This is a genomic window from Psychromonas aquimarina ATCC BAA-1526 (assembly GCF_000428725.1).
GTDB classification, from domain to species: Bacteria; Pseudomonadota; Gammaproteobacteria; order Enterobacterales; family Psychromonadaceae; genus Psychromonas; species Psychromonas aquimarina.
Window position 1 is genome coordinate 77567 of sequence record NZ_AUAM01000009.1, and the last position, 16041, is coordinate 93607.

Genomic DNA, 16041 nt, shown 5'->3' on the forward strand with positions numbered 1-16041 from the left:
ATGAAACCGCAACTGAAAAAGCGTTTAGGTGATTTACTGGTTGAAGAAAAGCTCATCAGTGAAGCCCAGTTAGGAAATGCGCTCCAGGAACAGCGTAATTTAGGACTTAAATTAGGCGCGACTTTAATTCACCTGGGTTATATCAGTGAAGAGCAGATATTAACTTTCCTGTCCCGTCAGCTGAACATTGAAATTGTGGATCTGCTTAAAGTTAAAATTGACCATAATGCCGTGCAGTTAATTCCGGAGGTTCATGCCCGCCGCTTAAGAGCTCTGGCCATTCACGATAATGGTAAAACAGTGACTTTAGTGGTATCTGATCCGGCTGATCTGCACAGTTTAGATGTTTTAGCCAGCCTGTTAAAAGGGCGTCATTTTGAACTGATGATTGCACGTGAAGATCAGCTTATTGAGTCATTTGATCGTGTTTACCGCCGTACCAAAGAGATTGCTTCATTTGCGGTTAAATTGAGCGAAGAGCATGGTGAGACATCTGCCTTTGATGCAGCTGCTGTTGATATTGGCGGTGACGGCTCGGATGCGACTGTGGTTAAGTTATTACAGTCACTGTTTGAAGATGCGGTGCAGGTCGGCGCTTCAGATATTCATATTGAACCCGATGAAAATGTTCTCCGCTTGAGACAGCGTGTTGACGGTGTATTACAGGAAACGCTGCTGCCGGAAGGCGGTATTGCCAGCGCATTAGTCTCGCGGCTTAAATTAATGGCGCAGCTGGATATTTCCGAGAAGCGTTTACCGCAGGACGGACGTTTTAATATCAATGTAAAAGGGCGCAGTATTGATATTCGTGTTTCTACTATGCCGATTCAGGCTGGTGAATCCGTGGTAATGCGTCTGCTGGATCAGTCTTCCGGGGTTTTATCTTTTGAGGAAATCGGCATTCCTGCCCACCTGCAGGAGCGTTTAGAGCTGCAGCTTAAGCGTCCCAACGGGCTTATTCTGGTAACCGGGCCGACGGGCAGCGGTAAAACAACTACTCTGTACACATCTCTTGATACGCTTAACTCGCCGGGCAGTAAAATTATTACCGTAGAAGATCCGGTAGAGTACCGTTTACCGCGTATTAACCAGGTACAGGTTAACAGCAAAATCGGTTTAAATTTTTCCAATGTACTGCGTACTGCACTGCGTCAGGATCCCGATATTTTACTGGTGGGGGAGATGCGTGACAGTGAAACAATGGAAATCGGTATACGCGGCGCGTTAACCGGGCATCTAGTGTTATCCACTCTGCATACCAATGACGCGATCAGCAGTACCCTGCGTTTATTAGATATGGGGGCACCCGGTTATCTTGTTGCCAGTGCATTAAGGGCCGTTATCGCACAGCGCCTGGTCCGCCGTTTATGTGAAAACTGTAAAAGCAGCGGGCCGGCCGAATTTTCACAACAAGTACTGCTTGAGCAGTTAAGTGATGAAAACCTGCAGCATACTCACTTTCACTCCGCTCCCGGCTGTCAGCGCTGCCAGTTTACCGGTTACCGCGGCCGTATCGGTGTATTTGAGTTATTAGAGATTGATGACGGTATGGTGACGGCATTACGTTTGGATGATCCTGAAGCCTTTGCTCAGGCTGCTAAAAAAGCTAAATACTTCAAACCGTTAGCATTAGCCGCCCTGGAATATGCGAAGCAGGGTATTACTTCTCTCGAGGAGGTCTTTAAGCTGGTGGATCGTTTTGAAAAAATAAAAAAACATCATGACGAAGTAGAGGTCAGCCTGCCTGAAAGCGCCAAGCTTGAGCAGTCGGGCTTATCGCTGGCACCGCGTGATGACGAAAAGACTCCGGCAGATTCATCACCTTTAGGTTTTTCTGAATAATGGCGCTGTTTAAATACACTGGACGCGACAGTCAGGGCTCTACAGTAAAAGGAGAGCTTGAAGCTGCTTCTAAAGAAGGTGCCGTTGATCTGGTAATGCAGAAAGGCATTTTACCCACTGAGATAAAGGAGAAAGCCGCCGGCGGGCAGGAGTTTGATCTCTCTGCTGTTTTTGCTTCACAGATAAAACTGACTGATTTAATCGTATTTACCCGGCAGCTGTACTCGTTAACCAAAGCGGGTATCCCGATTCTGCGTGCGTTAAACGGCCTGGCTGATTCAACTCATTCAAAATTATTAAGTGACGCATTATATGATGTTTTAGACCGTATGCGTAATGGTTACTCACTTTCGGCCGCCATGACTTTACACCCGCGGGTTTTTTCACAGTTATATGTCTCTTTAGTTCAGGTGGGAGAAAATACCGGTCAGCTGGATCGTATCTTTTTACAGCTTGCACAGTATCTTGAACAGGAAGCCGAAACTATAAAGCGTGTTAAAGGGGCAATGCGTTACCCAAGTTTTGTATTAATGTTTCTGGCCGCCGCTATGGTTATCCTCAATATTAAAGTGATTCCGGTTTTTGCTAATATGTTTAACAAGTTTAATGCAGAGCTGCCCTGGACAACTCAAGTTCTGCTCGGTACGTCTTCATTTTTTGTTAATTACTGGGGTTATATGCTGGCCGCTTTAATTCTGGTGGTGGTGGCTGTTAAGGTCTGGTTAAGTACGGATAAAGGTGCCTGGTTATGGGATAAGTGGAAACTGAGGATCCCTATTGTCGGTTCAGTGATTGAGCGCTCATTATTGGCGCGTTTTTCACGCAGCTTTGCAATGATGCTTAGTGCCGGTGTACCTTTGAATAACTCTCTGTATCTAATCGCTTTTGCAGTGGATAACAACTACCTGAAAGATAAAATGTTAGCGATGCGCAGCGGTATCGAAGCAGGTGAAACCCTGTTGAAGACAGCATCTGCCGCGGAGCTGTTTACCCCGCTTGTTCTGCAGATGATTGCGGTTGGTGAAGAAACCGGTCAGGTTGACGAGCTGCTCAATGAAGCAGCTGATTTTTATGAGCGTGAAGTTGATTATGAGCTTAAGAATATGACTGCCAGAATTGAACCTGTCTTAATATCCATTGTTGCGGGCATGGTACTGATTTTGGCGTTGGGGATATTTACCCCTATGTGGGATATGATGAGTGCTATGAAAGGGCGCTAGAGAAGAATTGGGCGGCTTTTAAAACGCTCAATTTTTAGTGCATATTTTCTGCAAATAAAGCCTCATAAAATCCCTCTCTTCCAAGTGAGTTAATTATGTTAATTTTTTCTTTTTCATAAAAGCTGTTTACATCACCTCTAGCAAAATACCAGATACAGTCAAATAGAATGCTGAGTTTATATATATCAAACAGGTGCTGTTTTTCATTGTTATCTAAGGGCCTATAGCGGTTATATTTAGCGACAGTCTCTCTTGCCTCTTTAAAGTCCAGCTGGCTGTTGTCTATGCTGCAGTTATACCAGTTATCAAAACTAAAAGCTGCTTTAAAAGGATTAATTAACCAGATCAGATCAAATGCCAGAAAGGTGTAGTTAGCATCATCAAAATCAATTAACGCATTGAACTTACCATGATGGTAAAGCACATTGCTGAAATGAAAGTCAGTGTGACAGATCCCCTTGGCTAAATTGTCGGGCAGCCGCAGCTCTGCCAGTTCTTTTTCAACCCACTCTAATTTTAGTGCCGCATTGATGGTGCTGATCTCGGCTGCCTGCTCCTGCGCTTTTTCCCGGCAGCTGTCTATATTGTAATTAAATCTATGCTCCAGTGCGCAGGGCTGGTAGTTTCGGGTAATAATCTGCAGCTCAGCGGCTTTTTGAATAAGCTGATCTTTCTGCTGCTGATCGGGGTTTTCAATATGCTCTCCCTGCATAAACTCAAAAATAATATAGGGCTTATTGTTGTGCACTCCGATGTACTCTCCCCGGCGGTTTTTCAAAGGTGCCGGACAGGGATATTGATGTTGACTAAGATAGGCGCACAGGTGGCTTTCAAACTGTACCGAATCAGCTGAGCGGTTTTGATAATATCTTAAAACAAAGGATCCTCTACTGGTGTGTAGAAAGATATTAGTCTGCACTGTTCCGGTTAAAAAAGGCTGCGAATTTATCAGTTCACCTAAATTATAATTGTGCAGAATGCTAATGAGCTGGTTTTGCGAAAAATGGGTTTTAGCTCTCATCTGTTATTCCTGGATACTGCTAAGTAAAAAGCGCAGCGCCTGCGCTTTTTATTTAAGACTAAAATTATACTGGATTAATTAAAGGCTCTGACAAACTGCCCTTCTCCACGGCACTGATAGGTGTGAGCCGCTGCGCAGATAAAAACGGATTCGCCGCGCTGCAGTTCGATACTCTGCTGTGCTGTTGAGATAGTGATATTACCTTCAAGGCAAAGCAGTATTTCCGGGCTTCTGACAAACTCGCTATGTCCTTGAGAGCTGACGCTGTGTACTTCAAAATTAAAGTCGTCCACAGGAACATGAAATACTTTTTTATGGTCAATACATTGTGCTTTTAATTTCAGTTCAGTAAACGTACTGGGCTGGAATTTTGTGTTTTTAATTAATTCATCAACATCAATATGTTTCGGTGTTAATCCTGCGCGCAGCACATTATCTGAGCTGGCCATAATTTCAATGCCGGTACCGTGGATATAAGCATGCGGCGTCTGCGCATCTAAAAACATTGCTTCACCCGGTGCTAGTTCGATGATATTGAGCAGCAGTGGTGAAAACAGGCCGATATCATCCGGGTAGTCCAGATAAAACTGAGCTATTAGCTGAAATGCTTCTTTGCCTTTATGTGTGCGGGCTTTTTTATCCAGATTCTCAATAAGCTCATGTACTGCCATGGCCTTTTGTGCAGCATTCATATTCATTATCGCGGCAAAGAAGTTCTGCAGCTGCTCTGCACCTGGCTCTGCTTTCAACTGCTCTAGGAGGCCGCTGAGGGTTTGGCAGTCTGCTTGTTCAAACAGACTGATAATTTCCTCTATCTCACGAAAACCATTCATAGCCTGATAAAAAGTTACTGCGTATACCAGCTCAGGTTTATGATTTGCATCTTTATAGTTTCTAGAAGGCGCATCTACAGGGATATTCTGCGCATTTTCTAATTTAAATCCCTGCTCTGCCATAGTTTTACTTGGGTGAACCTGAATTGATAATGGTTTTTCCGCAGCTAAAATTTTTAACAGAAAGGGCAGTCCGGCATATCTTTTTTGTGTATAGGCGCCTAAGGCAGTTGCTGGATCCTGGTCAATAATCTGACTAAGCAGGGTCCCCTGCTGATTTTTAGAGCAGCCGCTGGGGTGAGCGCCCATCCATAATTCTGCCTGCGGAAGCTGATCCGGATTGGGGATATTAAATAAATAATGGATAGATGAATCGCTTCCCCAGACATAGTTTTGTATTACATTGTTTAATTTGAATAAATGGTCGGTCATGATATTGGGTCTCTGATAAGCAGGCTGATTGTTCAGCCTGTATGATATTTATTCAGTCCGTTGAAAGTTATAGGGGTTGAGCGTTTGTTACGGTTAATATTAATAATCGGGACTGAAGACAGATAAATATCTCAGTCCCGATTTTTTATAACAACAAAGAAAGGTAAAGAATTATTCTGCTTTAACTTTTACGGCTTTTAATTTTTCCTGCAGTAGTTTTTTGGCTTGAGGAGATTTCTCAATAGCCGCCAATGAGAGCAGCGCTTCAATGGTAGACTCAGCACCAGAGTTACGGTTGTATTCTGTTGCTGAATTTAAGCCGTCAAAGCCGCGCCCTGTTTCCAGAGAGTACATCTGAATAGAAGCTGCATTATCCTTAAAGAACCACATTGCCAGTTTTACTGCCTGATCAATATAGCGGCTGTCACGGGAAATCTCAAAAGCTCTTAAACTAGCAAAGATCATTGGACGGAAGCCGTAAGCTATCTGGGCAAACTGATCTTTTTCTAGGAACTTAATCTCTTTACCTTTCTGCTCAGCACTGAACCAGTTCAGGTGGCCCTGTTCAATAAGGTATGGATAGAAATGATCCAGCTCTTCAAAAGCCGCTTTAACCATATCCCGATCTTCCAGTACCATACCGGCTTCTAATAATGCATATGACTGACTGTTCCCGTAAGCATGCCAGATGTTTTTCCAGCTCAGCATCGCGCCGTATATTGGTGATTCGACATTCTTGACCTGCATCAGCATTATACCGTCTGCTAATGATTTCATCAGTTCAGCAATTTTTTCACTTGGGGCTATCTGGTAAGCTTTAGTCAGGCCTAAAAGTAAAACAGAAGCCTGATCTGCACCGTTACTTGGTAACCATTCAGGTACATCAAAGCCGTTCTGCTTAGTTACTGTCTGCTCAAAATTAAATCCTTCGTAGGTGGTATCGATGCTTTTAAACAATACCGAGTGCATCTTCTCTGCTAACTCTTTATTGTCGGCAAGTACCTGCTCATAGGTGTATGAAAGCGCCCAGATGGCACGCCAGGTCCACCAGTTTGCATTTGCTAAGCTGGTTTTATAAGTTGTATTAACCGTGTTGTCAGGATAGATAAAGTTATTGAAATAACCGTTATCAGAATGCAGGAAGAGAATCGAGTTAATCAGGCTGCTCATTTTCTCAAAATGTGCTTTTTCCTTTGTCTGCTGGTAGGCATCAGAGTAAACCACAATTGCTCTAGCTATATCATCCAGAGCTGATACCCCTTCAAGGGGATCTTTTACCCATTCATAATCAGGGTATTCGCTGTAGATATGAATAAGCCCGAGTTTATCTCCATTCTCCAGAGTGCGCTCCTCGTATAAATGATCAAGGTGCTGCAGGTTAACCAGGCTGGCGCTGGCCATAAATGAAACGGTTAGTGCCGCAACTGCAAATAAACTTTTAAAAATTTTCATATTAGTTCCTGTTGTCTTTTTAACTACAGTTTAACGATTAAAAGCAGTGAATAATCACCTGTTTATCGTTAAACATAGGAGTGGTAAAAAAATTAGAAGACGAAGTTAAGGCCAATTTTACCGAAATTGGTTTCACCGTCCGGACCTGTATATGCGGCCCCGTCAACCTTTTTATCTGTTTCTGTGCGGTAAAAATACTCTGCGACAAAGTAGACATAAGAGGTTATTGGATAGCTGTAATTAACAATATATTTCGCCGCGTTTGATTCATAAGAAACGCGTCCGTCAGCTTCGGTAATAGTTTTCTTCTGCGGCTCAAGTTTGAAGAAAAAGTTATGCTGATCTAAGCGCCACGATACCCATGGACGGATTTCAGTTTCAGTAAGATTTGAGCCTTTGACACCGTCATTATCGTAGTTGTCTCCGTCTTTGTGGAAAAATTCAACACCGGCGGTCAGGTTATCTAAGATATTATAGCGGACATTAAACAGCGCTTCGTAAAACACAAATTTACCCGCATCAGCGCCGTCGGCACTTTTATCTTCGGTTAGCCATTTCAGATCGGTATTTATGCCGAAGTCATCGTTGAATTGATAGCTGTAGTAAGGGCGGATACCATAACCGTCACCACCGATCAGGTAGCTGTCATCACCATTACCTTTCTTTTCATAACCCGATTTACCCAGATAGGTGGCTTCAATCATAAACCAGTGTTTACCTATGCTTTTCGCATAAGCAGGACGAAGTTCCATCTCATTCATACGAAAATCATTAACATCGCCGCTGCCGTCTCTTAAGTCATTTTCAAAGGATACTTTCTTTAAGATATAACCTAAGTTAAAACCGCTGTCGCCAAAATTAACACGGCCGTCTGCAAAAACCCATTCATGTACAGGACGAGAGCTGGTGCTGGTGCCTTCGTTTTTAAAATGCTCAACTTTGTATTCTGTTAACCAGTTGCCATGCAGCTTGAATTTCTTATCTTCCTCGATGCGCACTTTGTCATAATCTACACGCATGTACTTATCATCGCCTAAGCTGATAACGCCCTCTGATAAATTAGCGTTAAGTACTTCTCCGTCCTCCTCTTTTACTTTAATGCGGCTGCCCGAATATACATTATTTTTGGCAAGAAGCTGATCGTCAGTTTCACTGATGCTGAGATCTTCGGCCCACACGGTCGGCGCCAGGGACAGACATAAGCAAGATAATAAAATATTTTTAGTCTTCATGTTTTTTCCTGTTTACTGTGTTGATTTAAAAATAACTGCTGTATTTTTTACTGCTGTAAAAAAGGTTGATTAATTTCAATCCACTGGGCTTCACAATCACTGGTACCGACATATAAGCGGTACAGATCATCTTTAATGTGGACAAGGCCGCCGGAAAACACTACATCGACCAGATCTGCGCGTTTACTTTCACCTGCTTTAAACTGGCTCCGCTCGGCAATAATTCTCATGCTGGAATAACTGTTATCCGCAGGATCAAATAGAAAAGTAGAGGGGTAATAATGACGGCCGCCGTTGTCATCAAAAGAGGCAACGTGGGCTAATAGAGCAATTTTTCCGTCGTCCTGCAGATAACCGGCATTAACACCTCCCCAGTCCTGCTCTTCAAAGTGCTCTGCCAGCAGCTCAGCGTTATTAATGACTTCAATAGACAGATCCTCAAGGGAGTCAATCTGTGTTACACCAATAGTGCCTCGGCCGCCGATTTCACCCTGCGGACGGGTAAACACCATAATTTTGTTATCGACAGTCGCGCATAAACGGATATCTTTCATGCGTGCCGGGCCGTCAACAAAATGAGTTAATGAATAAATATCCGGGCCGCGGTAGAAACATGTTTTCCAGATCAGGGCATCTGCATTATCAGGATCCGGGCTTATTTCCACACCACCGAAAATAAATTCGCCGTTGATATAGGTATAGAAAGGGTCCTGCAGTTCAAATGTCGGTGCATCGCTGAGCAGAGTAAACTGGTTTTCAGCTGTCTGCTCAAAAAACATCACCGTGGAATGCTCAGAGTCCCGTGCTTCAACGCGGCCGGCAATAACCTGTTTACCGTTAAGCTCAAAGGGGGCCGCTATATTGTAAACATCATTGTCCTGTGCGCCGATAAACTCAATTTTTTCAGCCTTGGGCGCAGGGCTGCCGGCCGCTTTGAATTCTGAATATAATGTCTGTACTGATTTTTTGATTGCTGACATAACTAAGCCTTAATTAAGTTGTAGGTGGTTCCAAAGTTCATTTACGCTGATCTGGGCAAGTGCCATATGCTCGTCAGCCGCGCCGTAATAAATATTTAAAATGTCTTCATCGATATAAGCACCACAGGTAAATACAACATTACCGAAGAAACCTTCAACTTCGTAAGGGGCCTGCGGTTCGAGCAGCGGCGTGGCTGATTTTGCTAATATTTTAGTCGGCTCCTTAAGATCCAGCAGCAGTGCGCCCAGGCAGTAACGCTGCTGTGCATCAACGCCGTGATAAATCTGCAGCCAGCCTTTAGCGGTTTTTATCATAGGTGCGCCGCCGCCGAGTTTAAGGCTGTCCCAGTCATCTTCTGAGCTGCCGAGCAGGTGCTGATGTGCTCCCCAGTGAACCATATCCGGTGATTCGGTTATCCAGATTTCCGGTTTACCAAAATGTTTCGGCGCAGGGCGGTGCAGTGCCATATATTTTCCGTCTATCTTTTCAGGAAACAGGCATACGTCACGATTATCCGGGCTGAATAAAATGCCGTGTTTAGTTACGTTGTTAAAATCAGTGGTAGAAGCCAGCGCAGTAGTGATACCAAAAGGAGAAACTGCCGAGTAGTTAATATAATAATGGCAGCCGATCTGGGTAATACGCGCATCTTCACAGCCGAACTGTTCATATTTGTTGTCCGGTGCAATAAACGCACTGTCGGAAATATTGAAGTTAATACCGTCGCTGCTTCGTGCGATACGCAGGTGTGACATGGATGTTAGAAAAACCACACTCGGATCGGCAACAAGTTTGATCTCGCGGGGATCATCAAAATTATATAGCGGATCGTTAAGATCAAATACTTTAATCTGCTGCAGCCAGCGGCCGTTGTCTTCGATTAAAAGTGGTACTTTTATCTGCTCACTTGAGTCGGAAATAATACTTTCAGCAATACGCAGCAGCAGTATAACTTCAGTGTCTGTTTTAATAACACCGGCATTAAATACACAGTCCACTTTAAAGCCGGGCTGCGAAGGTTTTACATCTTCAGGTGAAATAATCGGGTTGTTAATATTACGTGTAATTTTCATTTTGAGCCTTTTTTAATTAAAATTTCGTTTTTTTCAATATACTGCTGGTCTGTGCCGAACAAGGTGCGGCCGCTGTCTGCAAATGTCGGATTAACAGCTGTTTCACCAAAGTTGATTACAACCTCTATATACTGATTATTAAGACTTCTTTGAAAGTGTATAATCTCGCCGTTTTTCTCAAAGAATTCATATTTACCCTGCCATAAGACGGGTTCACTGTTTCGAATTAAGATCAGCTTCTTATACGCCGCTAGAATCGAGCTGCTGTCAGACAGCTGTTTTTCTACATTAACGTCCCTGTAATTTTTATTTATATTCATCCAGGGTAAAACGGATGAAAAACCTGCATGTCGGCTGCTGTTCCATTGCATCGGCGAACGAGAATTGTCGCGTGTTTCTTTAATTGCGGTCAGCAGTGCCTGCTCATCACTATGATTTTTTTCTTTTGCCGTTTTATAGGCATTTTTTCCCTGAATATCACTAATCTCCAGCAGTGTTTCCGGGATAAAATCAGTCATGCCTATTTCTTCACCGTTATAAATAAACGGTACGCCCCGGGCGGTAAGCTGCAGTGCAGATACTGCCGTCGCCCGTTTAATATCCCGCTCAGATTCGCCGAAACGACTGATCATTCTCGGCATATCATGACTTGAAAAAAACAGTGTCGGCACACCTGACATATCTGCGTTCATTTTTCTCATTTCAGTGTAAATTTTTGTTAAATCAAACTTCTCCTGGCTGCCTAGATTAAAATTAAAAACAACATCTAAATGCTGCGCTGACTGATATTGACTGAGCAGAGTCAGATCTTCACTGCCCACTTCTCCTATTAAAAAATAATCCCCTTGTGCGCGTATATGCTGAGCAATACGTGCTACTGCATCTAAAACACCGGGCTGGTTTATATCGTATTTGTGCTCCTGTTCCTCTTTTTTGAACGGGTTGTCTAAACCAATTCCATCGGTAGTCAGAAAATTAATGACATCAAAACGGAAACCGTCAACACCCTGCTCAATCCAGAAATCAATCACATTGAGGATCTCTTTCTCTACCTGGGGATTTGCCCAGTTAAGATCGATCTGCTCAGTTGAAAACTGATGGTAATAATAGTATTCAGTGTGCTCCTCTTTTTCCCAGGCAGAGCCGGAGAAAAAGGAGTGCCAGTTATTCGGATTTTTAGAAAAAATAAAGTAATCCCGATAAGGGCTGTCGACATTATTTAACGCATCCTGAAACCAGGCATGCTGTTTTGATACATGGTTTACCACCAGATCAATAATGACTTTTATGCCTCGTTCATGACAGACATCAACAAATTTCTTAAATAAGTCCAGATCACCGAATCTCGGATCAACATCGCAGTAGTTACTGATGTCATAACCGTTATCAACCAGAGGTGAAGGGTAGAAAGGAGTTACCCAGATACCCTTCACGCCGAGTGATGCAATATGATCCAGATGTTCAATCAAGCCTGCAAAATCACCCGTACCGTCGTTGTTTCCGTCTGCAAACGAAGGCAGGTAAACCTGATAAAAAACACTGCTTCGCCACCAGGGTAGTTGTTTCATACTGCGCTCCTATTTGAGAGAGAGTGACATTCCCTGCAGGAAGTACTTTCTGAATGCAATAAACAGGACCACAATCGGCAGCGTCTGTACTACTGAGCCTGCTAGAACTGGACCGACATATACGCCGTATGATTTGCTGAAGTTGGCCAGCAGTACTGATAAAGGCATTTTCTCTACTTCCTGCATAACGATTAACGGCCATAGGAAGTTGTCCCAGACACCGGTAAAGGTAAACAGGGCAACAATCGCTAAAATTGATTTATTCAGCGGCATCATCACATGCACCAGTATTTTCCACATATTTGCATGATCTAATTTAGCTGCGTGAATATAGTCATTCGGCGTACCTTTAAAGCTTTGCGACACCATAAATATGCCCCAGCCGCTCATTAGGAAAGGAATGATCAAGGCACTGTAGGTGTTGATTAAATTAAATTCTCTAATAAGCAGAAACTGCGGAATAATGAACATAAACGCCGGGAAAACCATCTGAATAATCAGAAAGTTTTTAAACAGTCCCTGACCTCTGAACTTCATCTTCGCCAGCGCATAACCGATAAAAGCAGAACTTATTGTTACGCTTAAGGTAACGCTGATAGAGATAAAGAATGAATTAAATAACGTTCTTAAAAACGGTCTTTCTACACGTTCTGAACCGTCAAAAAGAAAGATATAATTATCAAATGAAAACGGCCCTTCAAATAAACCTGTCGAATAGATATCGGCAGTATCTTTGAGTGAAGAGAGCACCATCCAGATGTATGGATATAACCATGATAGAGCTAACAGCAGCATGACTGCATGAATAGCAATACTTGAAAGTGACATCTTTTTCATATTAAACAATCTCTATATTTTTTTCGAAAAGCTTTCTTAATAGCCAGATAAGGCCAAAGCTGATGATCGCAACGAAGATAGACATGGTTGCCGCCCAGCTTGGTTCCATACGCTGGAACGCCGCTTCATACATTACTACCATCGGGGTGGTGGTACTTTCTAAGGGACCGCCGCCGGTTATCAAATATGGTTCGGTAAATATCCCGAACGCAACTGTGATTGCCAGAACGACCACCATAATTATCTGCGCGTTCATCAGCGGCAGGGTGATTTTGAACAGACGTTTAACCGGCCCTGTCTGGTCGAGTTCAGCCGCGTCATAAATTTCTTTAGGTATAGAGACCAGACCGGAATAGAAGATCAGGCCGTAATAACCGACAAACTTCCAGGTGATAACAATGGCGATAGAGAACATTGCAAAATCAGGGTTGGTAAACCAGGGAATGGTAAAACCAAACACAGAATTCATAAAATCATTGATCGGTCCTGTATCACTGAACAGCTTGGAAAACACAATTGAATAAGCCACGCCGGATGACACGTTCGCTAATAAGAAACTTAGTGCGATAAAACTTTTGCCGTATTTAATTTTCTTTAACCCTAAAGCAAAAAACAGGGAGGCAAAAATAACCATCGGCAGGTAGTACATTAGAAAACGAAATACATTTTTCATCGATTTCCAGAACAGCGGATCCTGAATAACATTAAAAAAGTTATCCAGGCCGCTAAAACTTGGTGTACCGATAAACTGCCAGTCGGAAAAAGTTAGTATCAGCAGCCAGACAAAAGGGAAGATCCAGAAAACTAAGGAGTAACCCATATATGTCGAGGCAATCAGCCCTCCCTGTGCTGATTCTTTTATATTGAGTCCTTTAATCATGTTATTTACCTAATATCTTGTTAACTTCTTGAACCGATTTATCTGCTGAGCTTTTAACTTCGCTGTCAGTAAAGATAATACGCTCCAGCATCTGGGTCATGCTGCGCTGTACTGCAACCGTCTCTGAAGTGGAGGCAGAAGGGATAGCTACATCAACATATTCTGCAAAACCTTTTGCTAAGGGATTGTTTTTATAATAATCACTAAAGATCGGATTGCTTGTTAAATCACCGCGGGCTGGAGGCTGGCTGGTTGCTTTTATCCACTCTAAATCAAATTTAGGATTAGAATATACCCAGTTGATAAACTTCCAGGCATCATCCTGCATATCAGATGATTTAAATAAAACCAGGCCTTTACTGTCTGCAAAAGTGGCTGTTTTCTTATCTGAAACCCCGTCTTTAGTCGGGATTGGTCCTAATTTGATTGTTTTTAATATTTCCGGATGCTGCTGCTCATAACGTGAGATGTCCCAAGGTCCTCTTACTGCACCGATTAACTCACCTGTGGTCAGCGGATCGTTGGCACCAAAGTCATAGTTTGCCCATTTGTTAGCAAACATATGATCGATAAAGCCTAATACTTCTAAACCAGCTTCATTGTCATAGGCCGCCTGGTTGTTTTCAACATACTGCATACCGTCAGACTGAGCGTAATAGAAAGTGACAAAATCAAACCAGCGGTCCCACCAGTTTTTGCCGGCTGCCACCTGAACTGCATACTGTTTATTAGGGATAGTAAACTTTTCTGAAAGTGCATAAATTTCATCATAAGAGGTCGGGATTTTATCAAAGCCGTTTTCTTTGAGGATATCTGTACGCCACCAGTACATTACCGGGTTTACATAGATTGGAATAACCGGTTTTGCGCCGTCATAATCCCAGGAGGTCATGATATTATCCATTTGACGCTTGTCGATAAGTTCGCTGTAACCTTCAAGTTTTGAGAAATCAACAATCTGGTTCAGGCCGTGCAGCTGAGCTGCAAAACCGCTGAATATATTAGTGGTAATATCCGGTTCAGTACCCGATGCCAGTGCGCTCATTACCGCTTCTTCAGAGCTGCCTGTTGCCGGGATAGTGGTGAATTCAACGGGTTTATTACCAGGAATTGCATTCCATTCATTAATAACCGAAGTCCAGAAGACTTCCTGTGCGGCATTAGGTGCGACCCACATTTTCAGTGAAGCATTTTCTTCTTTTTCAGAGCCGCAGCCTGCGACCAGTGCCAGCGAAAATAAACCGGCAATTGTTACTTTTACCTTGCTAAGCTTCATGACTGTAATCCTCTTAAAATTTAATATCTATATAGTAGACAGGGGGAACTCATATCTCTTGTATTTTTAATCTAACACGAAAGAGTTATTGTTTATCGTTAAACACGTCACAAAAAGTGTACTTTTGTTTATCGTTAAACAGAGGTCGGGCAAATATTTTGTTTATCGTTAAACACGTCACAAAAAACAGTTTTGATTTTCGTTAAAGATAGTAATGTAAACATTTTCTGTTTACCGTTAAACAAGGTGGTAATACAGCGTGTTTAACGATAAACTCTGGTTGGTCTTTATAAAAAAATAAATCACAAGAACGTAATTTTACGATCATAACATTGGACGATATAAAAATGACGAAAGTAAAAAAAGTAACGTTGAAGTCGATAGCCAAAGACTTGGGAGTCACGCATACCACCGTTTCTAACGCTTATAACCGCCCTGAAAAATTATCGGTTAGTCTTAAAAAACGTATTTTTGAATATGCGGAATCGGTTAACTTCCATGGCCCTAATAATATCGGACGTAGTTTAAGAACCGGAAAGTCTGGAGCAGTAGGGGTCATTTTTAATGACTCGCTTAGTTATGTTTTCACTGACCAGCACGATCTGCAGTTAATGGCCGGTATTGCCTCAGAGTGTGAGAAAGCGGCGGTTAATATTGTACTTATTCCGTTAAAAAATGAACAGGAATCTAAATCTAATGCGTTAAACGCACTAGTTGACGGTTATATTTTAAATGCCACTCACAATCAGGACATGGTTATTAAAAAAGCAATCGGCAAAGGTGTACCGATTGTGACTACCGACTTTATTACAGAGCAGCATTCCAGTGTTTCAATTGATAATTTTAAAGCGATGCAGAGTGTCTGTGAGCACCTGCTTGACAAAGGACATAAGCAGTTCGGCATTATCTCTTTCCCGTCGCAGCAGGGCAGCTGCGGTCTGAGCAGTTTAAGTAAGCCGGTAAACGGCGATAATGATGTGATGATGACCCGTTTTGCGGGATGTTTAAAGAGCTTTTCGCAGGCCGGTATTATTCTTGAAAACAGCTGCCTGTATGAAATAGAGCATGATGAAGAGCACGGCAGATTAGCCGCTGAAGCTATTTTAAAGCATAACCCGGATATTAGCGCATTAGTCTGTTTCTCGGATCGTTTTGCCTACGGCGCTGCTGAATATTGTCTGGCTCAGGGAATGAAAATTCCTGAAGATATTGCGATTACCGGTTTTGATGATATTTCAGTTATTCAGCCGGTTATTCCCTTAACCACTGTATCTCAAAACCCGAAACAGAAAGGAGAAGTTGCTATTCAGCTGCTTCTTGAGCATGAATCAGTCGTTCATCATGATCTGGACTTCGAACTTATTGTTAGAGAATCAACTTAAAAGAAGAGGAAA

13 protein-coding genes are annotated in these 16041 nt (G+C 42.7%); 3 read left to right on the plus strand and 10 right to left on the minus strand.

Going from position 1 to position 16041, the window contains the following annotated elements:
- Both G337_RS0102365 and G337_RS0102370 read left to right on the plus strand, forming a co-directional pair.
- A complete protein-coding gene (locus tag G337_RS0102365) occupies positions 1–1842 on the plus strand; it encodes a GspE/PulE family protein (protein WP_028862449.1) in 1842 nt (613 codons plus the stop codon).
- A complete protein-coding gene (locus G337_RS0102370) occupies positions 1842–3062 on the plus strand; it encodes a type II secretion system F family protein (protein WP_028862450.1) in 1221 nt (406 codons plus the stop codon). The genes G337_RS0102365 and G337_RS0102370 overlap by 1 nt, the downstream gene beginning before the upstream one ends.
- Before the next feature lie 34 nt (positions 3063–3096).
- Here the strand turns inward: G337_RS0102370 and G337_RS0102375 are convergent, their stop codons facing one another.
- The 10 genes from G337_RS0102375 to G337_RS0102420 all read right to left on the minus strand — a co-directional run bounded on the left by G337_RS0102375 (position 3097) and on the right by G337_RS0102420 (position 14647).
- On the minus strand, positions 3097–4083 hold the full coding sequence (locus G337_RS0102375) for a homoserine kinase (RefSeq protein ID WP_028862451.1): 987 nt from the start codon (positions 4081–4083) through the stop codon (positions 3097–3099).
- A 74-nt stretch (positions 4084–4157) separates the two neighbouring features.
- A complete protein-coding gene (gene manA, locus G337_RS0102380) occupies positions 4158–5348 on the minus strand; it encodes a mannose-6-phosphate isomerase, class I (protein ID WP_028862452.1) in 1191 nt (396 codons plus the stop codon).
- Positions 5349–5519: 171 nt separating this feature from the next.
- Complete coding sequence (locus G337_RS28855) at positions 5520–6800, minus strand: hypothetical protein (RefSeq protein WP_028862453.1); 1281 nt, start codon at positions 6798–6800, stop codon at positions 5520–5522.
- Positions 6801–6892: 92 nt separating this feature from the next.
- A complete protein-coding gene (locus G337_RS0102390) occupies positions 6893–8032 on the minus strand; it encodes a hypothetical protein (protein ID WP_028862454.1) in 1140 nt (379 codons plus the stop codon).
- A gap of 47 nt (positions 8033–8079) precedes the next feature.
- The gene (locus tag G337_RS0102395; RefSeq protein ID WP_028862455.1) at positions 8080–9012 is read right to left on the minus strand and encodes a DUF1861 family protein; all 933 of its coding nucleotides are present in this window, start codon (positions 9010–9012) and stop codon (positions 8080–8082) included.
- A 9-nt stretch (positions 9013–9021) separates the two neighbouring features.
- Complete coding sequence (locus G337_RS0102400) at positions 9022–10086, minus strand: glycoside hydrolase family 130 protein (protein ID WP_037026952.1); 1065 nt, start codon at positions 10084–10086, stop codon at positions 9022–9024.
- Positions 10083–11654, minus strand: coding sequence for an alpha-glucosidase (locus tag G337_RS0102405; RefSeq protein ID WP_028862457.1), 1572 nt, complete (start codon positions 11652–11654; stop codon positions 10083–10085). Before G337_RS0102405 ends, G337_RS0102400 begins: the two co-directional genes overlap by 4 nt.
- Before the next feature lie 9 nt (positions 11655–11663).
- A complete protein-coding gene (locus G337_RS0102410) occupies positions 11664–12491 on the minus strand; it encodes a carbohydrate ABC transporter permease (protein ID WP_028862458.1) in 828 nt (275 codons plus the stop codon).
- Position 12492: 1 nt separating this feature from the next.
- Positions 12493–13371, minus strand: a complete 879-nt coding sequence (locus G337_RS0102415; RefSeq protein WP_028862459.1) for a carbohydrate ABC transporter permease — start codon at positions 13369–13371, stop codon at positions 12493–12495.
- Between the two features lies 1 nt (position 13372).
- Entirely contained in the window at positions 13373–14647 is a 1275-nt protein-coding gene (locus tag G337_RS0102420; RefSeq protein WP_028862460.1) for an ABC transporter substrate-binding protein, read from the minus strand.
- Between the two features lie 347 nt (positions 14648–14994).
- Between G337_RS0102420 and G337_RS0102425 the strand changes: the two genes are divergently transcribed.
- Complete coding sequence (locus tag G337_RS0102425; protein WP_028862461.1) at positions 14995–16029, plus strand: LacI family DNA-binding transcriptional regulator; 1035 nt, start codon at positions 14995–14997, stop codon at positions 16027–16029.
- The last annotated feature ends 12 nt before the right edge of the window (positions 16030–16041 follow it).